This is a genomic window from Limnohabitans sp. 63ED37-2 (assembly GCF_001412535.1).
Lineage (GTDB): Bacteria > Pseudomonadota > Gammaproteobacteria > Burkholderiales > Burkholderiaceae_C > Limnohabitans_A.
In genome coordinates this window covers 939,324-959,090 of record NZ_CP011774.1, presented here as the reverse complement: position 1 = coordinate 959,090, position 19,767 = coordinate 939,324, and the positions used below count along the sequence as shown (strand labels likewise).

Genomic DNA, 19,767 nt, shown 5'->3' with positions numbered 1-19,767 from the left:
CTTGCCCGCAGGCCTCACGCCTTCTCGCCCAACCGTCCGTCTCGGAAATCCTGCAAGGCTTGGTAGATCTCTTCTTTGGTGTTCATCACAAAAGGGCCGTATTGCACGATGGGTTCTTTGAGCGGTTGGCCCGCCACCAAAATCAGCTTGGCCTCGGCGCTGGCTTCGATCACCACACCATCGGCCTGCGCCGTATTGGCCAAGATGGCCATGCGCTGCAAGGGCACGGCCTGGCCTGCAATACTCACCTCGCCCCGGTACACGTACACAAAGGCGTTGTGCCCAACGGGCAATGTTTGCTCAAAACGTGCGCCCTCTGGCATGTGCACATCCAGAAACACCGGTTGGGTGATCTCGCGGCTCACTGCGCCCTGCACGCCGTGACTGCTCCCGGCAATGACCGTCACGGCCACGCCCGCTGACGTCTGGAACTGGGGCAGCTGGTCTTTTTGAAAATCACGGTACCAAGGAACGTTCATCTTCTCGGAGCTGTGCAAGTTCAGCCACAGCTGAAAGCCCTCCATCACGCCATCGGCTTGCTGGGGGATTTCGGAGTGGATGACGCCCTGGCCAGCGGTCATCCATTGCACACCACCGTTTTGCAACAGGCCTTCGTTGCCCGCGCTGTCGCGGTGCAGCATGCGTCCGGCAATCATGTAGGTCACGGTTTCAAAACCCCGGTGCGGGTGATCCGGAAAACCCGCGATGTAGTCGTCGGGTTTGTCGCTGCCAAAAGCATCCAGCATCAAGAAGGGGTCGAGCCGGTGCTGCAGGTTTTGTGTGAGGATGCGGCTGAGCTTGACGCCCGCGCCGTCTGACGTGGCCTGGCCGGTGACCAGGCGTTCGATGGTGCGCGAGACGTTCACGGCGTGTGGGTGGGCAGCTTGAGACACAACCGATCCTTTTCAAAAAACCCAACGATCAAGCAGGGCGGTGCAAGGCGCAGATTTTGTTGCCATCGGGGTCGCGCAGGTAGGCCAAATAGAGCTTGCCTGCGGGGCCTTCGCGAAAGCCGGGTGGGTTTTCGCAGGTGACGCCGCCGTTGGCCACACCCGCCGCGTGAAAGGCTTCGCCCTGCTCAGGCGATTTGACGGCAAAGCCAATGGTGCTGCCGTTGCCGTGGCAAGCGGGCTCGCCGTTGATGGGCGTGGTGATGCCAAAAGTGCCCGTGGGGCTGCGGTAGAAATAACGGTTGTTGTTGGCCACGCCCGGGCCATAACCCAAGGTGCCCAACACGGCGTCATAAAACTTTTTAGACACTTCCAGATCTTTCACACCCACCATCACATGACTGAACATTGCGCTCTCCTCATAGACCCGTTGCCGGGCGAAATTATTGAGCGTCCATCGTAGCGGATACCGAAGGGCCTGGCCGGGTCAAGACTTTTTCAAACCCTGCCAGCGCTCGTGCGCTGGCCCTTGCAAGTCGGGCGGCAGCTGGTGCTTGGCCTGCAGGTAGTGGTGGGTGTAGACGTCCAGATAAGCCTGCAGGGTGTCGGCTGCAAGCGGCTCGCCCGCCAGTTCCAGACAGAGTGACGCCACTTCGCTGGTGCAAAAGTGGTCATCGCGTTTGGAGCGGCGCAATTGGTAGCGCGAGACCTGTTCGGGGGCCAAGCTGAGCACGGGCAAGCGGTTCAGGTAAGGGCTTTTTCGGAACATTTTGCGGGCTTCGGGCCAGGTGGCGTCGAGCAGGATGAACAGCGGGCGCTGACCGGCGGGCAAGTTATCTAAGAGGGTGGGCACGTCCCCCACCAGCCGCTCAGGCGCCACAAACTCGCCCGGGAACACCACAAAGGCCTGCCACTGCGGATCGGCCAGCAGCGCCAGCAAGGCCGGGTCAACCTCGGTGCGGGCCCAGCCAAAGGCGAAGGTGTCAGGCACCACATCAGCAATCAGCCAGCCGGTGTTGCTGGGTTTGAGGGGCTCGATGTCGGCCATCAGCAAACACATGCCCACCAGCGTGGGCACCTCTGGGTGCAAGGCGCAAATGCAATGGCTGGGCACCAGGCGGCAGCCGGGGCAGCGCTCGCCCTTGATGCCGCCACGGGCCATGAAAGGCTTGGCGCTGCGGGCCATGCGCTCGGTGCGCAGGCGCGAGACGGCATGCGGCAGTTTCAGGGTCGGTGCAGACATCAGGCTGAGGGCGTGGCCATGCGCAGTCGGCGGGCCGCTTCTTCGTCGCGGGCATCGTCGATCTCGCGCAACACCGCCTGCATGTCCACATCGGCCGTCGAGCGCTTAAAACGGCCCGTGAGCGCTGTCTCGTTGCTCAGCAGACCCGCTTGGTACAGGCTCCAGATTTCAGGGCCGTACTCTGTCTGGCGCAACTCGGGGGCGAACTGCCCAAAAAAGTCGCGCAAGTTGCCCACATCGCGCAGCAGCATGCGCTGGGCGTGGTTGTTGCCAGCCGCGTCCACGGCTTGGGGCAGGTCGATGATGACGGGCTCGTCCACACCCGGCAGATCGCCCTCGCCAGGCACGTGCGCCAGCAAAATATTGAACTCCGACAGATCGCCATGCACCACACCCGCGCACAACATGCGCACCACCTCGCCAATCAGGGTGGCGTGGTGCTGCAGCGCTTGCGCGGGCGTGAAGGCCACATCGTTCAGGCGCGGGGCGGCGTCGCCATGGGCGTCGGTCACCAGCTCCATGAGCAACACGCCGTCAAAGAAATTGAACGGCCGGGGCACACGCACACCGGCTGCGGCCAGGCGGTACAGAGCGTCCACCTCGGCGCTTTGCCAGGCGGCTTCTTGTTCTTGACGGCCAAACTTGCTGCCCTTGGCCATGGCGCGGGCCGAGCGCGAGTTCTTGACCTTGCGGTTTTCGGTGTAATCCACCGCTTGCCGAAAGCTGCGGTGCGTGGCCTCTTTGTAGATCTTGGCGCAGCGGGTCTCGTCGCCGCAGCGCACCACAAACACCATGGCCTCTTTGCCACTCATGAGCTGGCGCACCACGGTGTCGATCAGGCCCTCTTCAACCAGGGTCTGCAGCCTCGGTGGTGCTTTCATGCGGCGGCTTCAGTGCGCAAGCAAGGCCCAGCCTGCGTGCTGGTTAGCCTTGTTGTTTTCGTACTCCCAGGCTGCGCCGCAGCGGTCGCAGCGGTAGCGGGTGAAGCTGGCTTGGCCATTGCCACGGTCTTCGCGGTGGTGGGTGCCTTGCACCAGTTCGGCGTGGCCGGGGGCTTTGCGCCAGTGCTGCTGGATGCCAGCACAGGGTTCACACAAATCGGGGGCAGAACGCTGGGCAGCGCCGGGGGACGAAGGGGTCATGAAGGGGGAATTCCTGGACGATGCCTGAGAGGGCGATGCCTGCATTGTCGCCGCTCCCGCTTGCATGTGACAGACCACCGCGCCAGACTGTGGCAGCATGGTCCCCAAATTGGAAGCTACCGCCAGGAGACTTGAGCATGCCCACACCCCCTACCCTGTCCAACAACCTCTCTTTTGGCCTGCAAGGCCGCGTGGTCATCGTCACCGGGGCGGCCAATGGCATTGGCGAGGCCTGTGCCCGCCGCTTTGCCGCCGAAGCCGCCCATGTCGTGTTGGCCGATGTGAACAGCGAACGTGGTGCTGCCGTGGCCGCCGAATTGCGCAGCGCAGGCCACAGCGCAGGTTTTATGGCCTGCGACGTCTCGCGCAAGGCCGATGTCGACGCGCTGGTGGACCATGTGTTGCAGGCCTTTGGCCGCGTGGATGTGCTGGTGAACAACGCCGGAATTTTCAAGGCCGCCGATTTTCTGGATGTGACCGAAGAAGACTTTGACGCCGTCATCAACGTGAACATCAAGGGCTCTTTTTTGATGGGCCAGGCCGCCGCCCGTGCCATGAAAAGCACCGGGGGCGGTTCGATTGTCAACATGAGCTCGGTCAACGCGGTGCTGGCCATCCCGAACATCGCCAGCTACAACGTGAGCAAGGGCGGCATCAACCAGCTGACCCGCGCCATGTCTTTGGCGCTGGCCGATTTTGGCATCCGCGTGAACGCCGTGGCCCCCGGGACGATCGCCACCGAACTGGCCCGCCAAGCGGTGCTGACCAGCGAAGCGGCCGAGAAAAAAATCATGATGCGCACGCCCATGAAACGCTTGGGCGAACCCGACGAAGTGGCCAAGGTGGTGGCATTTTTGGCCAGCGATGCAGCCAGCTACATCACCGGTGAAATCGTCACAGTGGATGGCGGGCGCATGGCACTCAATTACACCGTTCCTGTCTGAAAGAGACCGTTTTGATGAGCAAACCAACCGACACACGCGATTCCCTGCTCGACACCTGGCTGGCCGAAGAAAAAGAAGTGCGCCAGCGCCTCGATGCAGGCGCTGGCCCCGGCGTGGCCCGCCCCGACCAAGTCGCGGGCAAAACCGGCCTGCAAGTCATGCAAGGATTGCTGAGCGGCGAGCTGCCTTATGCGAGCATCGCCAAGACCCTGGACTTCACGCTGATCGAAGTCAGTGAAGGCCAAGCTATTTTTCAGGGAGCGCCTGGCCTGAACCACATGAACCCGCTGGGCACGGTGCATGGCGGCTGGTTTGCCACCCTGCTCGACTCGGCCCTGGGCTGCGCCGTGCACACCATGATGCCGCCCGGTCGCGGCTACACCACGGCAGACCTGAGCGTGAAACTCGTCAAAGCCCTGACCCCCAAAGTGCAGCGTGTGCGGGCCATTGGCCAAGTGGTGCACTGCGGCCGCCAACTGGCCACCGCCGAAGCCCGGCTGGTCGGGCCTGACGGCACCCTGTACGCCCATGCCAGCACCGCTTGCCTGGTTTTTGACATGCCCTCCCCCACAGGAAACAAACCATGAGACTCCTTCACACCATGCTGCGCGTGGGCAACCTACAACGCTCGATCGACTTCTACACCCAGGTGCTGGGCATGACGCTGCAACGCACCTCCGAAAACCCCGAGTACAAATACTCGCTGGCCTTTGTCGGCTACGGCACCAACCCGGAGCATGCCGAAATCGAGCTGACCTACAACTGGGGCGTGGAGAGTTACGACATGGGCACGGCCTATGGCCACATCGCCCTGGGTGTGCCCGACGTGTATGCCGCCTGCGACAAGATCAAAGCCGCTGGCGGCAACGTGACACGCGAGGCAGGCCCCGTCAAAGGCGGCAGCACCGTGATCGCTTTTGTGACCGACCCCGATGGCTACAAGATCGAACTGATCCAGCGGCCGCAATACGCGAACCTTTGAGACCACAGCGCCCATTTTCTGGAGTCCACACGTGATCGACCTGAGCGGACAACGCATCTTGGTGACCCAGTCCCAAGACTTCATGGGACCGGCCCTGTGCCACGAGTTGAGGGCCTTTGGTGCCGAAGTGATCGCCGATGCGCGGCTGCTCACCCATCCTCTGGATGCGCAGACGGCGATCGAGGCAGCCGGGCCGCTGGATGCGCTGGTCATCAACCTGGCACTGCCAGCACCCTCCACGCCCGCCACACAAATAGACGAAGCCGAGTGGCGGCAGGTGTTTGAGGTCATGGTCGACCCGCTGCCCCGCTTGGTGCGGGCGGTGGTGCCCGGCATGAAGGCCCGGGGCGGCGGCAAGATCGTGGTGATGGGCAGCGCCTCGGCCTTGCGCGGCATGAAACGCGCCGCCAGCTACAGCGCCGCACGCGGTGCGCAACTGGCCTATGTGCAAGCGGCCGGTGTGGAGCTGGCCCCCGACAACATCCAGCTCAATGCCGTGGCGCAAAACTTTGTCGACAACCCCACCTACTTCCCACCCGAAGTGCAAGCCAACCCGCGTTTTCAGGAACGCCTCAAACGCGAAGTGCCGCTGGGCCGCTTGGTCAAAGCCGAAGAAGACGCACGCTTTGTGGCCTACCTGTGCAGCAACGCGGCCAGCTGCTTTGTCGGGCAGGTGTTCCCGATGTCGGGCGGCTGGGCGGTGCGCTGATCGGGCACACCTTCTGCGCCCTTCATGACTCAGCGCGGCAACTGACTCGCTTCACGCGCCAGCGCTTCGATACGTGCCCAGTCGCCTTTTGCCAGCGCATCTGCAGGCACCAACCACGAGCCCCCCACACATGCGACATTGGGCAAGCTCAACAGATCGTTGGCGTTTTGCTGCGTAACGCCCCCGGTGGGGCAAAACTTCACATCAAAAAACGGGCCGCTCCAGGCCTTGAGCATGCCCGGGCCGCCCGCTTGCATGGCGGGGAAGAATTTGAGTTCGGTGTAACCGTTTTCTTGCGCCATCATGATTTCGCTGCCGGTGGCCACACCGGGCAGCAAGGGCAGACCCAAGTCTTTGCAGGCTTGGCCCACAGCCGGGGTGTAACCGGGGCTCACCGCAAAACGGGCACCGGCTTTGACGGCAGCGGCGGCGTCTTGCGGGCTGCGCACCGTGCCCGCACCCACCACCGCGCCTTCGACTTCGTTGGCAATCGCTTCCATACAGGCCAGTGCTTGTGGTGTGCGCAGGGTGATCTCCAGCATGCGGATGCCACCTGCGAGCAAAGCGCGAGCCATGGGCACAGCGTGGGCCACGTCGTTCAGCACGATCACGGGGATCACGGGCGCGTCCTGCATCACTTGCAGGGCCGTCAACATCGGGGTGGGGATTACAGCCATGTGCAGGCTCCTTCTTCGGCTTTGAGCGCGTTGCGGCGCAGGTTGGCAAACAGTTCACGGCCCATGCCCACGCCATTGGCGGCACGCAGCTCGGCGGGCATTTGGGCCAATGGGCGGGCGGCCCAGTCGGCCTCGCTCACCAACACTTGCAGGGTGCCCGCCACGCCGTCCAGGCGGATCACATCACCGTCTTGCACCTTGGCCAACGGGCCACCGGCTGCGGCTTCGGGCGAGACGTGGATGGCAGCAGGCACTTTGCCCGACGCGCCGCTCATGCGGCCATCGGTCACCAGCGCCACCTTGAAGCCCTTGCCTTGCAGAACGGCCAGGGGCGGGGTGAGTTTGTGCAGCTCGGGCATGCCGTTGGCTTGTGGGCCTTGCCAGCGCACCACACAAACAACGTCGTGATCCAACTCTCCGGCTTTGAACGCTTGCTGCAATTCGTCTTGCGAATTGAACACGCGGGCAGGAGCTTCGATGACGTGAAAGGCTTCCGGCACGGCCGAGATCTTGATCACGCTGCGGCCCAAATTGCCTTGCAAAAGTTTGAGGCCACCGGTGGCGCTGAAAGGACTGGTCGCGGGACGCACCACAGTGTCGTCTTGGCTCACGCCCGCGTCCTGCCAAACCAGCTGGCCATTTGGCGCTGAAGGAATGCGCGTGAATTCGCGCAGGCCGCCTGGGCGCACCGTCAGCACATCGGCGTGCATCAGGCCCGCATCGAGCAGTTCGCGGATCACATAGCCGGGGCCACCTGCGGCCTGGAACTGGTTCACATCGGCGCTGCCGTTGGGGTACACGCGGGTGAGCAAAGGCACCACGTCCGACAGGGCCGAGAAGTCGTCCCAATCGATCACGATGCCTGCTGCACGGGCGACTGCCACCCAGTGGATCAGGTGGTTGGTGGAGCCGCCCGTGGCCAACAAGGCGACCATGGCGTTGACGATGCAGCGCTCGTCCACCAAGCGGCCAATGGGCGTGAAGTGTTTGTCTTTGACGAGCGCCAGCACGGTGCGGGCGGCTTCGCGGGTCAGCTCTTGGCGCATACCCTCGCCCGGGTTGATGAAGGCCGTGCCGGGCACATGCAGGCCCATGGCTTCGAGCAGCATCTGGTTGCTGTTGGCCGTACCGTAAAAGGTACAAGTGCCTTCGCCGTGGTAGGCCTTGGACTCGGCCTCCAGCAATTCGGGTCGCCCCACCAAGCCCAGCGCGGCTTGTTCACGCACCTTGGATTTTTCGTTGTTGGACAGGCCGCTGGTCATGGGGCCAGCCGGCACAAACACGGTGGGCAAGTGGCCAAAATGCAAAGCGCCGATCAAGAGGCCCGGCACGATCTTGTCGCACACACCCAGCATCAGGGCGGCGTCAAACACGTCGTGACTGAGCGAGACCGCCGTGGCCATGGCAATGACGTCGCGGCTGAACAAGCTCAGCTCCATGCCGGGTGTGCCCTGGGTCACGCCGTCGCACATGGCGGGCACGCCCCCGGCCACTTGGGCGGTGCCGCCTAATTTGCGGGCTTCGTCTTTGATCAGGTCGGGGTAGTGCTGCAGCGGCGCGTGGGCCGACAGCAGGTCGTTGTAGGCGTTGACGATGCCGATGTTGGGCGCGCGCGGGGCCACCACTTTGATTTTGTCCAAGGCGGTGGCGCGGTTTTTGTCGCCCTCGGGCATGGCCGCAAAAGCGTGGGCCACGTTGGCGCAGCCCAGGCGCTGGGCACCGGGGTCTTTGTGGGCTGCAGCGTCCACCTGCGCCAAATAAGCCTGGCGGGTCGGGCGGCTGCGTTCGGTGATGCGGGCGGTAACGGCGGCCACCGTGGGGTGAAGTGTCATGTTCTTGAGCCCTGGAGGACTTGGTAACTAAATTACATGACCGATGGTAACCGCCTTCCCACGGTTTGGTGCGTTTGTGAGGTTACAGACTGGGTACAAGCCGCAGAAGCGCCCAGACAGACGCAAAAAAACCCGCCGCGGCGGGTTTTGGATGCGGCGCTCTGACAATCACTTGGGTGCAGATGCGGCAGCAGCAGGAGTTGAGGCGTCGGCCACAGGTGCAGAAGCATCGGCCGCCGGGGCGGAGGCTTCAACAGCGGGTGCCGTGGCCACAGGGGCTGCAGCGGGAGCAGCTTTTTTGCTCTTGGCAATGCCAAAACCGACAGCCAGGCCCACGGCCAGCACGATCACGGCCACCAAAACGGTCCAGACTACGGGTTGATTGTCATCTTGAGGGGTCGACATGTAGGTTTTCTCCGAAAATAATGCACGGATTGTAATGGGGCCCGATTGCACATGACTGACACACCTGCCGAAGCGACAAGCCAGCGTGACGGCGCTGCACTTTCCACGGCTTTTCAGGGCACTTTGCTCGACCAATTCCGGGCGCAAGTGGCAGGTCAGGATTTGTGGGTGTTTGGCTACGCATCTTTGCTGTGGCGGCCCGAGTTTGAGGCGCAGGAGCAGCACATCAGCCGGGTCTGGGGCTGGCACCGCGCCCTGAAAATGTGGAGCCGCTTGAACCGGGGCAGCCCCGAGTGCCCGGGCTTGGTGTTTGCCTTGCTGCCCGGCGGCAGCTGCCAGGGGGTGGCCTACCGGGTTGACAGGGGCCAAGCCGACGAGGTGCTGGTGCGGCTGTGGGAGCGCGAAATGCCCATGGACGTCTACACCCCCAGCTGGCTGCCGTGCAACACCCCCCAAGGCCCGGTGAAAGCCCTGGCCTTCACCCTGCCGCGCAGCAGCCCGAGCTTCACAGGGCAGTTGCCTGCCGAGACTTACCGGCAAATTTTTCAGCAGGCCAGCGGCCGCTTTGGCACCACCCTCGACTATGTCCGCCAAACCTACGAGAGCCTGCAGGCCCATGGCATCGAAGACCGGGCGTTGGCGGCCTTGTTGCGCCATGCCGATGAAAAGCACAGCCCTGCTCAGGCCTAAGGAGCCAACGCGGCCCGGCGCACACAGCGCCTGCCTATACTTGGGCCATGAACATCGCCGACCTGCGCAAGAGCTACGAAAAAGCCGAGCTCAACGAAAACGCCTCCCATGCTGACCCTCTGCAGCAATTTGCCCAATGGTTGCAAGAGGCCATCGCCGCCGAAGTGCCCGAGCCCAATGCCATGACCCTGGCCACCGTGGCCAGCAACCTGCGCCCCAGCACACGGGTGGTGCTGATCAAGGGCTATGACGAACGCGGCATCGTCTGGTACACCAACTACGACAGCCGCAAGGGACAAGAGCTGGCGGGCAATCCGTTTGCAGCGCTGCAGTTTCACTGGGTGGAGCTCGAGCGTGTGGTGCGCATTGAAGGCCGTGTGGAGAAAGTCAGCGACGAAGAAAGCGACACCTACTTCCACAGCCGCCCACTGGACTCGCGCATCGGGGCCTGGGCCTCACCGCAAAGCCAGGTGATCGACGGGCGCACCGTGTTGGTGACCAACGCCGCCAAATACGCGGCGCAATTCATGCTCAACCCGCCACGTCCGCCGCACTGGGGTGGCTACCGCCTGGTGCCCGACAACTGGCAGTTCTGGCAAGGGCGCAAAAGCCGTTTGCATGACCGACTGCGTTACACCCAAGAGGGCAGCGGCTGGCTGCGAGAGCGCTTGGCGCCCTGAACGATCCATAACACCGTCATGTCCTTCGCTGGGACATGGTGGGTGATTTCCGAGGTGCTGCGGTGCTGCCTCGAATCACCAGCTCAAATGGGAGCAAAGATTGCGCGGCGATCACTTCACCGGCGATGGCAGACAACATGGATTTGGCGGCCATCCGACCCAAGTCCTGCGTTGGCAAACTCACGGTCGTGAGTCCTGGGTTGATCGCTTGAGCAATCTCAAGGTTGTCGATGCCACAAATCGACAGATCTTCGGGAATGTTCAGGCCCATGCGTTGCGCCTCCAACAATGCACCAACTGCCAGCAGGTCGTTACCGCAAAAAATGGCAGTGGGTTTCTGTCGGCCACTCATCAGTTGACGCAAACCGAGACGCCCGCCCTCAAGATTGAATGCTTGTTCGGTGACCCAAGTACTCGGCAATGTGAGGCCTGCAAGCGCGAGCGATTTGCGCACGCCATGGACACGGCTGCGGGCCCGATCGTTGTGGGTCGTAAAGCCTGAGATCACACCCATGCGCCGATGGCCAAGCTCCAGCAAATGGGCTGCCGCCATTTGAGCTGCACCCTCATTATCGAATCCTAATGAGGGTAGACGAGGATCGCACGACCAAGTCAGCAAGGTGGGCTTACGCCAAGCGCTCAATGCCTTCCAAAGGCGGGGCGCATGGTCAGTACCGACCAAGACCAAAGAATCTACGCCGCGCTGCTGCAGCGCACGCACCAATTCAAACTCTGTGACAGGGTCGTATTCATGGCTGGCCACCAGCAATTGATAACCCGCTTGCGCAAGCGTTGTCTGCATGGCCTGCGTGCTGCGCGCAAAAATAGCATGATCCAGTGTCGGAATGACACAGCCAACGGTGTGCGTGCGACCAGATGCCAGCGCACGGGCAGCCGCATCGGGCTGGTAATCCAGCTGCCTGATGGCGGACATCACTTGTTCTTGTGTCTTGGTACGAACCACGTCAGGTCTGCTGAGCACACGTGAAACGGTCGCAGTTGAAACGCCTGCCAAACGTGCAACTTCCTCAATGGTGATGCGGTGCTTCATAGGAACGAGCATGCCATAAGAAACCAAAAAGCGGGATAAAAATGTAAGCGCTTGCTAAAAATGTATTCGGTATTTTCCCTTATTTTCAGCAAAATTCGGGTTTTCATGATTGACAACCTAACACAACAAATCAAGAATTCTGTAAGCGCTTACATTTTGAAAGCGATTTTTCAAAAGTGCCGAAAGGAAGCATGGTGGGATTGACCCAACGAAATAATCACCGTCGCAGCATCGTCGGAATCACCACGATCCTGCTGCTGCTGATCATTTGGTACCTGACTACCACGGTCACCGGATGGATCAATCCTTCACGGTTTCCGCGCCCCGATGAAGTCCTGAGCGCCTTCACATTTATTCAGACTGAGGGCTATGGGAATGGCAAGTTACACCAGCATGTGCTTCACAGTTTGAAGCTCGTGGTCATGGGTTTCGCGGTCGCTGTGAGCGTGGGTGTACCACTTGGATTGTTGATGGGCTATTCACGTCGCGCAGAAGCGCTTGTGAATCCCGCATTTTTGCTGTTGCGCCCTATTCCCCCTCTGGCTTGGATTCCGTTGGCCATTGTTTGGCTGGGCCTGGAAGATGGCTCCAAAATCTTGGTTATTTTTGTTGCTGCTTTTGTGCCATCGGTCATCAACAGCTACACAGGCGTTCGCAACATCGAAACACCCGTGATGGAGGCGGCCAGCATGCTGGGCATCAAAGGTTGGCGCATGGTGACCGAGGTGCTGGTCCCTGGAGCGATGCCCATGATTTTCACAGGGCTGAGACTTTCATTGCAGGCCAGTTGGACAACGCTTGTGGCGGCTGAACTGATTGGAGCTTTGTATGGCCTTGGAAGCATTTTGAATCAGGCAGCCCAAGACATTTTTCCGGCCATGATTTTGGTTGCCATGGCTTTTGTGGGCATCTGCGGCGCCTCGACAACATGGCTGCTGGGTGTTCTGGAGAACCATGCCATGCCTTGGCGCAAAGGAAGGGTGGCTGCATGAATAAATCACTGAGTCGACAGCAATTTTGGAGTTTGACTCTCACTGGGACGGTGGCATTCTTTGCCTTCTGGTATTTGGCACGGGCACTGCATTTTTCACCGCCACAATTTTTGCCGATGCCGCACGAAGTCTTGTTCAAACTGATCGAGCTGATAGACAAGCCATTTGCAGGTGCTACTTTGCCAGAGCATATGGCTGCCAGCTTGAAACGATTCGGCATGGGCTTTGGATTGGCAGCACTGGTCGGGATTCCATTGGGCTTGTCCATGGGCTGGTTCCGGCTACTGGACGATGTCATCACCCCCATTTTTGACGGCGTGCGATTCATCGCGCCTGTCGCTTGGGTGCCATTTGCTGCGCTCTGGTTTGGCACGGGCATCGGTGGCCCCACATTGATCATCTTTGCCGGCGCTTTCCCGCCCTGTTTGATCAATGCTTATCGAGGTGCACGCAATGTTGAAGTTCGATTCCTGGAAGCAGCGAGCATGCTTGGGGTAGGCAGTTTCAAAACAATCACCGAAGTGCTTTTTCCGGCAGCGGTTCCGTCCATCATTGCGGGCTTGCGAATTGGCGCAGGACTGGGTTGGCTGTCTCTCGTGGGCGCTGAACTGATCGTGGCGAGCAGCGGAATGGGCAATTTGATTGTGCGCGCTCAAAGCGCTTTGGCCACGGACACCGTCATGGTGGGAATGATTGCCATTGGCGCCATTGGAGTCGTGATTGACATCCTGATTCGTCGCTTGGAAAAGCTCCTGCTCAAACACAGGAATGCTTGAAAAGTCTCTTTTACCTGAATAACTCACATGGCCACTATCCAGTTCACCGATGTCAGCCGCGTTTTTGAGCGCGACGGCAAAGACTTTCTTATTCTTGACAAGATCAACCTCACGGTACAAGACGAAGAATTTGTGGCCATCGTCGGGCCATCTGGCTGCGGCAAAACCACCTGCATGCGGATGGCTGCAGGCCTTGAATTTCCAAGCAGCGGCAGCGTGAAGGTCAACGATGTACAGGTCACTGGGCCAGGCCCAGACCGTGCGGTTGTATTTCAGCAGTTCGCGCTCTTTCCCTGGAAAACAGTTCATGACAACATCGACTTTGGTCTGCGCAGCAAAGGCCTTGGCAAAGAAGAACGAGACAGTCTGATCGCCCATTACATCGGGTTGATGAACCTGAAGGGATACGAAAGCGCGTACCCTCATCAGCTCTCCGGGGGCATGCAGCAGCGAGTGGCCATAGCGCGAGCTTATGCGCTCAACCCCCAAGTGCTACTCATGGACGAGCCTTTTGGCGCTCTCGATGCTCAGACCCGTGTGGTCATGCAGGAAGAGCTCGTCAAGTTGGCTCGCAAAAATCCACGCACCGTGCTTTTCATCACCCACGCGGTTGAAGAAGCGGTTTACTTGGCTGATCGCGTCGTGGTCATGACCAGCCGACCTGGAAAAGTCAAAGAAATTCTGGATGTGAAGTCCGTTCGCGAAGCCGAACAATGGGACCGCCACAGCAAGATCGAAGACGTGATGGATCTGGAAAGCTTCGTCCATTTGCGCACCCGAATCTGGAAGTCATTGCGTGAAGAGCACGCAGGCACAGATCATTGAAGTAACCACCAACCGAAGGAGACATCGACATGAAAAAACTAGCAGCAGCCGCCATAGGTATCAGCCTTGTTTTGGGCTTGTCCAGCACAGCAAACGCTCAAGCGTTGACGCCTATCAAAATCAGCTACCAACCCTCGCTTTACTGGGCCCTACCATTTCACATCGCCACTGAAAAAGGTTGGTGGAAGGATGTGGGCTTGGCACCTGAGTTTTCAACCTTCCCAGCGGGTGTCCCTCAAATCGCAGCCTCAGCAGCAGGATCCTGGGATGTGGGCGGTACAGGCTCTGTGCCAGCTGTGTTGGGACATGTTCGATTCGGGATCAAAACCATCGGCATCACCAACGACGAATCTGCAGCCAATGGCCTGGTCGGCAGCGGCAAAGCCGCCGCTGATTTCGCCAAAGACCCCGCAGCCGCTTTGCGTGGCAAAACCATCACATTGACTCAAAACTCAACGGCCGACTTCGCTGTTCAGGCTTGCTTGAAAAAGTATGGCCTCAAAAAATCCGATGTGGTCATGAAAAACATGGGACAAGCCGAAATCATTTCGGCACTGTCGTCCAACAACTCTGACTTGGCAGGGATGTGGGCACCGAACACATACACCGTTGAAGAAAAAGCTGGCGCAAAAATGCTTTGCAGTGGCAAGGACAGTGGTGCCATCGTCCCCGGTGCTTTGATCGCACGTGGTGACTATGCCAAACAAAATCCACAGAACGTCGCCAAATTCCTCGCGGTCTACCTGCGTGCTTGGAGCTGGATGGGCGTGAACCGGCCCGAAGCCATTCGCATGATGAAAGACTTTTATGCCAAGGGTGGCGTCAGCATCAGCGATGCCGCCATGAACAAAGAATTTGACACACGCCCCACTTTCACATTGGCGCAACAACTCAAAAATATGGAACGCACAGGTGGCGCAGCCAACTCGAAGATGGATGGCTGGTTCACCGAGCTCTCTGGCTTCATGCGTGAAACAGGAGCAGTTCAGCAAGTGCCAGCCGTGGCTGACTTTGTGACCGACGAGTACTTGAAATTGGTTCAGGCAGACGCCAAACTGCGTGACATGGCCAACTCAACCCGGTAATTCAACACGACTGGGACACATGGACACAACATGGGTCCCAGTTTGATTCTATTTTGCATAGCCATGTGCTTTCAATAAAGCGCTTGGTGAACGATTCGCCTTGATTTGAGAAAACGCACACCAGGAGATCAACGTGGCCATCACGTACTTGAAAAAAGCAGACAAGACACCCGAAACTGAGACGGCCACGGCCCAGAAAGTCGTCAACACCATGCTGGCAGAAATTCAGCAAAACGGTGAAGCTGCCGTACGCAAGTACGCCAAAGATTTGGACCAATGGACGGGTGAAGTGATCGTCACCCCAGCGCAAATTGAAGCCAATGCGCGTGAAGTGCCAGAACAAGTCAAAGCCGATATCGATTTCGCCATCAAACAGGTTTTTGACTTTGCACAGGCACAGCGCCGTTCACTGTCAGAGTTTCAGGTTGAACTGCATCCGGGTGTTATCGCTGGCCAGCGCGTGTTGCCGATCAACGTAGCAGGTTGCTATGCCCCAGCAGGGCGTTACGCGCACATTGCCAGTGCCTACATGGGCGTCGCAACAGCCAAAGCCGCGGGGGTTAAAACCATCATCGCCTGTTCCGGCCCCTTCCGGGGAGGCCCGATGCACCCCTATTTACTTTATGCCTTCAACAAGGCAGGAGCCGACATCATCATGACCTTGGGTGGCGTGCAAGCGATTGCCACGATGGCCAATGGCTTGTTTACCGGCAAACCCGCCGATGTCATCGTGGGTCCAGGCAACAAGTTTGTCGCTGAAGCCAAACGAACCTTATTTGGAAAAGTGGGTATCGACGTTTTCGCAGGACCTTCCGAAATCGGCATCATTGCCGATGAAACTGCGGATCCAGCCATCGTTGCCAGCGACCTGGTAGGACAAGCGGAGCATGGCCACGAGTCGCCTGCATGGCTTTTCACAACCAGCAAAAGCTTGGCTGAAGAAGTCATGCGGCAGGTGCCCAAGTTGATTGAGCTGCTGCCGCCCACGGCGCGTGATGCAGCCGGATCGGCATGGCGGGACTATGGCGAAGTCATGCTGTGCGACACACGCGATGAGGTCGTAGAAATCTCCGACCGTTACGCCAGTGAACACCTCGAGGTGCACGCCAAAGACTTGGACTGGTGGCTCAAGACACTGACTTGTTATGGCTCCTTATTTTTGGGCGAAGAAACCACTGTGGCCTATGGTGATAAAGCCAGTGGACCCAACCATGTTTTGCCCACAAAGGGCGCCGCACGTTATTCAGGCGGTTTGTCGGTTCACAAGTTTTTGAAAACCTTCACATGGCAAAAAATGACACGCGATGCCGCACGCGATATTGGGCTGGCCACAGCCCGCATTTCAAGGCTGGAAGGCATGGAGGCCCACGCCAGAACGGCCGATGATCGTTTGGCCAAGTATTTTCCAGGTCAACAGTTTGAGTTGGGGGAGCAGGTGAAGGTATGAACCTGCCACCACATGCACAACAGGTCTCCCATTCAAAGACAGGTTCTTAGTCATGAGCAGTTCACTGGTTTCATTTGATCTGTCTGGTCGAACGGCTTTGGTGACAGGCGGCAGCTCAGGTTTGGGCGAAGCCATGGCCCATGCCCTAGGCATGGCGGGCGCCAATCTGGTCTTGATGGCACGCAGACAGGACTTGCTTCAGCAATCGGCTGACAAACTGACTTCGATGGGCATATCAGTACAGACGCTGGTCTGCGATCTTTCCTCTCCAGAGGCGGCACATGAAGGAGCACTTCAAGCCTTGAACTTGGGGCCAATTGACATCTTGGTCAACGCTGCTGGGGTCAATCTGCGCGAGCCATTCGCTGATGTGTCTGTGACCAGCTGGATGGCACAAATCAACATCCACTTGAGCGCGCCCTTCTTTTTGACACAAGCGCTGGCACCGGCGATGAAAGAGCGCGGATGGGGCCGCATCATCAACATCGCCAGCCTGCAAAGCCACAGGGCATTTGCCAACAGTGCGCCCTACGGCGCTGGCAAAGGGGGCATCGTTCAACTGACCCGGGCCATGGCGCTTGAATGGGGACCCCATGGCATCACCTGCAACGCCATCGGACCAGGTTTTTTTCCGACAGCTTTGACGGCACCCGTCTTTGGCAACCCGGAATTGGTGGCGCGACACGCTGCGCAAACCTGTTTGGGTCGAAATGGTGAGCTCTCAGACATCCACGGTTTGACCGTTTTCTTGGCCAGCGAAGCTTCCAGCTACATCACAGGCCAAACCATCATGATTGACGGCGGCTATACCGCCAAGTAGTGGCCACAAGCTCATGGAAGAATCATGTCGTCAATCAGGCGTGTCCATTCCCTCTCTGGAACACACCCATGACCTACATTGACCCAAGCCCATTGAAGTCAGCCGACACGCATCCAGCCATGCTCGGATCGTTGCTTCCTCCTAGCGGAGTGCTGCCTTTGAACTTCAGCCCTGGGCCTGCATCTCTTGCGGCGGAAGTACAAGCTGCCATCAAGGCCTTGTTTGACTCGGAACGCATGTGCTCGATGTACCTCTCTCATCGTTCGCCTGAGTTTTTAGACATCCTGACCAGTGCGGTGAAACACTGCCGCCTGGCGATGAACATTCCTGAGGACTATGAAATTCTTTTCATGCATGGAGGTGGTCACGGGCAGTTTGCGGCTGTGCCGCTGAACCTTTGTCCCAATGGCGATGAAAAAGCGACGTACCTCGTCAATGGCACCTGGTCCAAACGCGCCCTGTCTGATGCCTCCAAATACTGCCGTCCCTTTGTTGTTTCCTCTGAGAACCAAGATGGCACCTTTACTCGCAACCCCTCCTTTGAACATTTGGATCCAGAGTCCAAATACGTGCATCTTTGTTCAAATGAAACGGTGAACGGGATTGAGCTGCATCAGTTGCCCAAGCTGGGCATCAAAGCACCCTTGGTGGTTGACGCTTCGTCAGATTTTTCAACCAAACCCATTGACTGGGTGGGTTGCAATGTGGGCATTCTTTATGCCTGCGCATCCAAAAACATTGGTCACCCCGGTCTCACCCTGTGCGTTGTTCGAAAGGACTTGATGGGATCGCCCAGCAAGTTTTGCCCAGGTGTCCTGTGCTACACCACCAACGCCCGTGAGGGCAATTTATGGAACACCATCGCCACCTTCAACGTCGAGGTGGTCAACATTTTCATGCAATGGATGATCGCTCAGGGTGGCGTGCATGAAATGGAACGCCGTGCGATTGCAAAGTCTGACCTTTTGTACAGCGTGATCGACAAATCGGAAGGCTTTTACGCCACGCCAATAGCCGATCCCTCCATTCGGAGCCGCATGAATATCCCCTTTGATGTCGCCGGTGGCGATGAGGAAACCACGCGGAATTTCTTGATCCAAGGCTGGGAGCGGGGAATCGTCGGCTTAAGAACACTGACCCCTTTTGGGGTGGGAAAGTACTTGAGGGCCAGTTTGTACAACGGCGTCAGCATGAATCAAGTGGAGGTGTTAGCTGCCTTCATGACCGAATTCTTGAAGACCTGTCGTACCCAACAGTAGGCAACTCAATGTCATGGCACCACCCTTTATCAGAACGCGCAGCCATACCAATCAAATGATCAACTGCCTGCGCCAGACCCTTCTTCCCACACCCTAACTCGGAAAGCATCCCATGAAAGCACTGGTCTACACCAACCCACTCGAAGTTCAAATCCAGGAACGCCCTGAACCCGACCTGGTTCCGGGCGAAGTCGTTTTACGCATAGATGCCGTGGGTATTTGCGGATCTGACATGCACGCTTACCACGGGCATGACCCACGCCGCAAACCAGGACTGGTATTGGGACACGAATTTTGCGGCACCATCGTGAAAAGCGATGCGCCAGGCTTCGTGACCGGTCAGCGCGTGACCGGCAATCCGCTCATCACCTGTGGCGTGTGTGATTACTGCGTGCAAGGACGCAACAACTTGTGCAGCCGACGCACCATGGTGGGCATGACGCGTCCCGGTGCGTTTGCCGAATTCATGTCGATTCCAGCGGCTTCACTGATTGAAATGCCCCAGGACATGCCCGCTATACAAGCCGCCTTGACCGAACCAGCAGCGACAGCGCTGCATGCCATCAACATGAGCCTCAAAGCCATGGCTCGGCCTTTGCCAGAAAATCGCACGCTGATCATTGGTGGCGGTGCAATTGGCATGTTGGCCGCCTTGTTGCTTAAACATTACGGTGCACGCGGCACAGCACTGGCCGAAGTCAATCCACTTCGGCGCCTATCGGCTGAAAAGCATGCTGGCGTGATGACCTACGATCCGCGCACAACGACAGCGGAAGAAAATGGTTTTGACTATGTCATTGATGCGGTGGGCAGCAAACTGACACGGGTCGCAGCCCTCAATGCTGTCAAACCAGGGGGCGTGGTCATGCACATCGGTCTGCAAGACTGGGCCAGCGAGATCGACATGCGTAAACTCACCTTGGCCGAGATCACTTTGATGGGCACTTACACCTACACCACAGCAGATTTGCGTGCGACAGTGAAGTTGTTGCACGAAGGTGCATTTGGCGATTTGTCTTGGGTAGAGACTGTTCCGATGGCCGACGGCGCAAAGGCTTTTGCAGATCTCGACAGTGGCCAGATCGCTTCCAGCAAACTGGTTTTGTTGCCCTGACAGGCTTGAAAAATCGGTACGGCTTTCTTGCTCACTCTAGGACCGATGGGCCAGCAGTCGGCAAGGCTGGCCAGCGCATAACAGGCCCAAACCCCCGTCACTCCAAGCGGGGTCTGCTCATACGCCCCAAAAGGATGCATTCAGGAAGTCACATGGGGTAAACACCAACCCCAAAATTCATATAGATGATTTACATTAATTTTC

23 protein-coding genes are annotated in these 19,767 nt (G+C 58.7%); 14 read left to right on the top strand and 9 right to left on the bottom strand.

What is annotated here, in order from left to right:
- Window positions 1-14: 14 nt before the first annotated feature.
- From L63ED372_RS04590 to L63ED372_RS04570, 5 genes are all read right to left on the bottom strand, one after another.
- Complete coding sequence (locus L63ED372_RS04590) at window positions 15-893, bottom strand: pirin family protein (RefSeq protein WP_062403861.1); 879 nt, start codon at window positions 891-893, stop codon at window positions 15-17.
- Between the two features lie 28 nt (window positions 894-921).
- Entirely contained in the window at window positions 922-1,299 is a 378-nt protein-coding gene (locus tag L63ED372_RS04585; RefSeq protein ID WP_062403859.1) for a VOC family protein, read from the bottom strand.
- 78 nt (window positions 1,300-1,377) lie between these two features.
- A complete protein-coding gene (locus tag L63ED372_RS04580) occupies window positions 1,378-2,133 on the bottom strand; it encodes a tRNA-uridine aminocarboxypropyltransferase (protein WP_062403857.1) in 756 nt (251 codons plus the stop codon).
- A complete protein-coding gene (locus tag L63ED372_RS04575) occupies window positions 2,133-3,014 on the bottom strand; it encodes a PA4780 family RIO1-like protein kinase (RefSeq protein ID WP_062403855.1) in 882 nt (293 codons plus the stop codon). Before L63ED372_RS04575 ends, L63ED372_RS04580 begins: the two co-directional genes overlap by 1 nt.
- A gap of 9 nt (window positions 3,015-3,023) precedes the next feature.
- On the bottom strand, window positions 3,024-3,275 hold the full coding sequence (locus tag L63ED372_RS04570) for a hypothetical protein (RefSeq protein WP_062403852.1): 252 nt from the start codon (window positions 3,273-3,275) through the stop codon (window positions 3,024-3,026).
- Window positions 3,276-3,412: 137 nt separating this feature from the next.
- Between L63ED372_RS04570 and L63ED372_RS04565 the strand changes: the two genes are divergently transcribed.
- Genes L63ED372_RS04565 through L63ED372_RS04550 form a run of 4 tightly spaced genes read left to right on the top strand, consistent with a single transcriptional unit; the run spans window position 3,413 to window position 5,910 of the window.
- Entirely contained in the window at window positions 3,413-4,219 is an 807-nt protein-coding gene (locus tag L63ED372_RS04565; protein ID WP_062403850.1) for an SDR family NAD(P)-dependent oxidoreductase, read from the top strand.
- A gap of 14 nt (window positions 4,220-4,233) precedes the next feature.
- On the top strand, window positions 4,234-4,806 hold the full coding sequence (locus L63ED372_RS04560) for a PaaI family thioesterase (protein WP_062403848.1): 573 nt from the start codon (window positions 4,234-4,236) through the stop codon (window positions 4,804-4,806).
- Window positions 4,803-5,201, top strand: a complete 399-nt coding sequence (gene gloA / locus L63ED372_RS04555) for a lactoylglutathione lyase (protein WP_062403846.1) — start codon at window positions 4,803-4,805, stop codon at window positions 5,199-5,201. The genes L63ED372_RS04560 and gloA overlap by 4 nt, the downstream gene beginning before the upstream one ends.
- A gap of 31 nt (window positions 5,202-5,232) precedes the next feature.
- Window positions 5,233-5,910 (top strand): SDR family oxidoreductase, encoded by a 678-nt coding sequence (locus L63ED372_RS04550; protein ID WP_082431590.1) that lies wholly within the window; start codon window positions 5,233-5,235, stop codon window positions 5,908-5,910.
- 29 nt (window positions 5,911-5,939) lie between these two features.
- Here the strand turns inward: L63ED372_RS04550 and eda are convergent, their stop codons facing one another.
- The 3 genes from eda to L63ED372_RS04535 all read right to left on the bottom strand — a co-directional run bounded on the left by eda (window position 5,940) and on the right by L63ED372_RS04535 (window position 8,824).
- Window positions 5,940-6,587, bottom strand: a complete 648-nt coding sequence (eda, locus tag L63ED372_RS04545; RefSeq protein ID WP_062403844.1) for a bifunctional 4-hydroxy-2-oxoglutarate aldolase/2-dehydro-3-deoxy-phosphogluconate aldolase — start codon at window positions 6,585-6,587, stop codon at window positions 5,940-5,942.
- Window positions 6,578-8,419, bottom strand: a complete 1,842-nt coding sequence (edd, locus tag L63ED372_RS04540) for a phosphogluconate dehydratase (protein WP_062403842.1) — start codon at window positions 8,417-8,419, stop codon at window positions 6,578-6,580. Before edd ends, eda begins: the two co-directional genes overlap by 10 nt.
- A gap of 168 nt (window positions 8,420-8,587) precedes the next feature.
- On the bottom strand, window positions 8,588-8,824 hold the full coding sequence (locus L63ED372_RS04535; RefSeq protein WP_062403840.1) for a hypothetical protein: 237 nt from the start codon (window positions 8,822-8,824) through the stop codon (window positions 8,588-8,590).
- Window positions 8,825-8,875: 51 nt separating this feature from the next.
- On the opposite strand from L63ED372_RS04535, the gene L63ED372_RS04530 reads away from it, so the two are divergent.
- Together L63ED372_RS04530 and pdxH are read left to right on the top strand one after the other, a co-directional pair.
- Complete coding sequence (locus tag L63ED372_RS04530; RefSeq protein ID WP_082431589.1) at window positions 8,876-9,514, top strand: gamma-glutamylcyclotransferase; 639 nt, start codon at window positions 8,876-8,878, stop codon at window positions 9,512-9,514.
- 47 nt (window positions 9,515-9,561) lie between these two features.
- Entirely contained in the window at window positions 9,562-10,194 is a 633-nt protein-coding gene (pdxH, locus tag L63ED372_RS04525) for a pyridoxamine 5'-phosphate oxidase (protein ID WP_062403838.1), read from the top strand.
- A gap of 16 nt (window positions 10,195-10,210) precedes the next feature.
- Here the strand turns inward: pdxH and L63ED372_RS04520 are convergent, their stop codons facing one another.
- The gene (locus L63ED372_RS04520) at window positions 10,211-11,245 is read right to left on the bottom strand and encodes a LacI family DNA-binding transcriptional regulator (protein ID WP_062403835.1); all 1,035 of its coding nucleotides are present in this window, start codon (window positions 11,243-11,245) and stop codon (window positions 10,211-10,213) included.
- Window positions 11,246-11,436: 191 nt separating this feature from the next.
- Here L63ED372_RS04520 and L63ED372_RS04515 point away from each other — a divergent pair, with 191 nt between their 5' ends.
- The 8 genes from L63ED372_RS04515 to L63ED372_RS04480 all read left to right on the top strand — a co-directional run bounded on the left by L63ED372_RS04515 (window position 11,437) and on the right by L63ED372_RS04480 (window position 19,563).
- Complete coding sequence (locus L63ED372_RS04515; RefSeq protein ID WP_062403832.1) at window positions 11,437-12,237, top strand: ABC transporter permease; 801 nt, start codon at window positions 11,437-11,439, stop codon at window positions 12,235-12,237.
- Complete coding sequence (locus tag L63ED372_RS04510) at window positions 12,234-13,013, top strand: ABC transporter permease (RefSeq protein WP_062403830.1); 780 nt, start codon at window positions 12,234-12,236, stop codon at window positions 13,011-13,013. The genes L63ED372_RS04515 and L63ED372_RS04510 overlap by 4 nt, the downstream gene beginning before the upstream one ends.
- 27 nt (window positions 13,014-13,040) lie before the next feature.
- A complete protein-coding gene (locus L63ED372_RS04505; RefSeq protein WP_062403828.1) occupies window positions 13,041-13,838 on the top strand; it encodes an ABC transporter ATP-binding protein in 798 nt (265 codons plus the stop codon).
- Between the two features lie 29 nt (window positions 13,839-13,867).
- A complete protein-coding gene (locus tag L63ED372_RS04500) occupies window positions 13,868-14,923 on the top strand; it encodes an ABC transporter substrate-binding protein (RefSeq protein ID WP_062403826.1) in 1,056 nt (351 codons plus the stop codon).
- A 133-nt stretch (window positions 14,924-15,056) separates the two neighbouring features.
- On the top strand, window positions 15,057-16,370 hold the full coding sequence (gene hisD / locus L63ED372_RS04495) for a histidinol dehydrogenase (protein ID WP_062403824.1): 1,314 nt from the start codon (window positions 15,057-15,059) through the stop codon (window positions 16,368-16,370).
- Between the two features lie 52 nt (window positions 16,371-16,422).
- On the top strand, window positions 16,423-17,190 hold the full coding sequence (locus L63ED372_RS04490) for an SDR family NAD(P)-dependent oxidoreductase (RefSeq protein WP_062403822.1): 768 nt from the start codon (window positions 16,423-16,425) through the stop codon (window positions 17,188-17,190).
- 68 nt (window positions 17,191-17,258) lie between these two features.
- Window positions 17,259-18,449 (top strand): 3-phosphoserine/phosphohydroxythreonine transaminase, encoded by a 1,191-nt coding sequence (gene serC / locus L63ED372_RS04485; protein WP_082431588.1) that lies wholly within the window; start codon window positions 17,259-17,261, stop codon window positions 18,447-18,449.
- 112 nt (window positions 18,450-18,561) lie between these two features.
- On the top strand, window positions 18,562-19,563 hold the full coding sequence (locus L63ED372_RS04480; protein ID WP_062403818.1) for a galactitol-1-phosphate 5-dehydrogenase: 1,002 nt from the start codon (window positions 18,562-18,564) through the stop codon (window positions 19,561-19,563).
- Window positions 19,564-19,767: the final 204 nt, after the last annotated feature.

Coding starts and splice junctions, on each gene's coding strand:
- gloA (WP_062403846.1), top strand. CDS start 4,803: ATGAGACTCCTTCACACCATGCTGCGCGTGGGCAACCTACAACGCTCG.
- L63ED372_RS04510 (WP_062403830.1), top strand. CDS start 12,234: ATGAATAAATCACTGAGTCGACAGCAATTTTGGAGTTTGACTCTCACT.
- L63ED372_RS04560 (WP_062403848.1), top strand. CDS start 4,234: ATGAGCAAACCAACCGACACACGCGATTCCCTGCTCGACACCTGGCTG.
- L63ED372_RS04520 (WP_062403835.1), bottom strand. CDS start 11,245: ATGAAGCACCGCATCACCATTGAGGAAGTTGCACGTTTGGCAGGCGTT.
- L63ED372_RS04565 (WP_062403850.1), top strand. CDS start 3,413: ATGCCCACACCCCCTACCCTGTCCAACAACCTCTCTTTTGGCCTGCAA.
- L63ED372_RS04535 (WP_062403840.1), bottom strand. CDS start 8,824: ATGTCGACCCCTCAAGATGACAATCAACCCGTAGTCTGGACCGTTTTG.
- L63ED372_RS04515 (WP_062403832.1), top strand. CDS start 11,437: ATGGTGGGATTGACCCAACGAAATAATCACCGTCGCAGCATCGTCGGA.
- eda (WP_062403844.1), bottom strand. CDS start 6,587: ATGGCTGTAATCCCCACCCCGATGTTGACGGCCCTGCAAGTGATGCAG.
- edd (WP_062403842.1), bottom strand. CDS start 8,419: ATGACACTTCACCCCACGGTGGCCGCCGTTACCGCCCGCATCACCGAA.
- L63ED372_RS04585 (WP_062403859.1), bottom strand. CDS start 1,299: ATGTTCAGTCATGTGATGGTGGGTGTGAAAGATCTGGAAGTGTCTAAA.
- L63ED372_RS04490 (WP_062403822.1), top strand. CDS start 16,423: ATGAGCAGTTCACTGGTTTCATTTGATCTGTCTGGTCGAACGGCTTTG.
- L63ED372_RS04570 (WP_062403852.1), bottom strand. CDS start 3,275: ATGACCCCTTCGTCCCCCGGCGCTGCCCAGCGTTCTGCCCCCGATTTG.
- L63ED372_RS04500 (WP_062403826.1), top strand. CDS start 13,868: ATGAAAAAACTAGCAGCAGCCGCCATAGGTATCAGCCTTGTTTTGGGC.
- L63ED372_RS04575 (WP_062403855.1), bottom strand. CDS start 3,014: ATGAAAGCACCACCGAGGCTGCAGACCCTGGTTGAAGAGGGCCTGATC.
- L63ED372_RS04480 (WP_062403818.1), top strand. CDS start 18,562: ATGAAAGCACTGGTCTACACCAACCCACTCGAAGTTCAAATCCAGGAA.
- L63ED372_RS04580 (WP_062403857.1), bottom strand. CDS start 2,133: ATGTCTGCACCGACCCTGAAACTGCCGCATGCCGTCTCGCGCCTGCGC.
- pdxH (WP_062403838.1), top strand. CDS start 9,562: ATGAACATCGCCGACCTGCGCAAGAGCTACGAAAAAGCCGAGCTCAAC.
- L63ED372_RS04530 (WP_082431589.1), top strand. CDS start 8,876: ATGACTGACACACCTGCCGAAGCGACAAGCCAGCGTGACGGCGCTGCA.
- serC (WP_082431588.1), top strand. CDS start 17,259: ATGACCTACATTGACCCAAGCCCATTGAAGTCAGCCGACACGCATCCA.
- L63ED372_RS04505 (WP_062403828.1), top strand. CDS start 13,041: ATGGCCACTATCCAGTTCACCGATGTCAGCCGCGTTTTTGAGCGCGAC.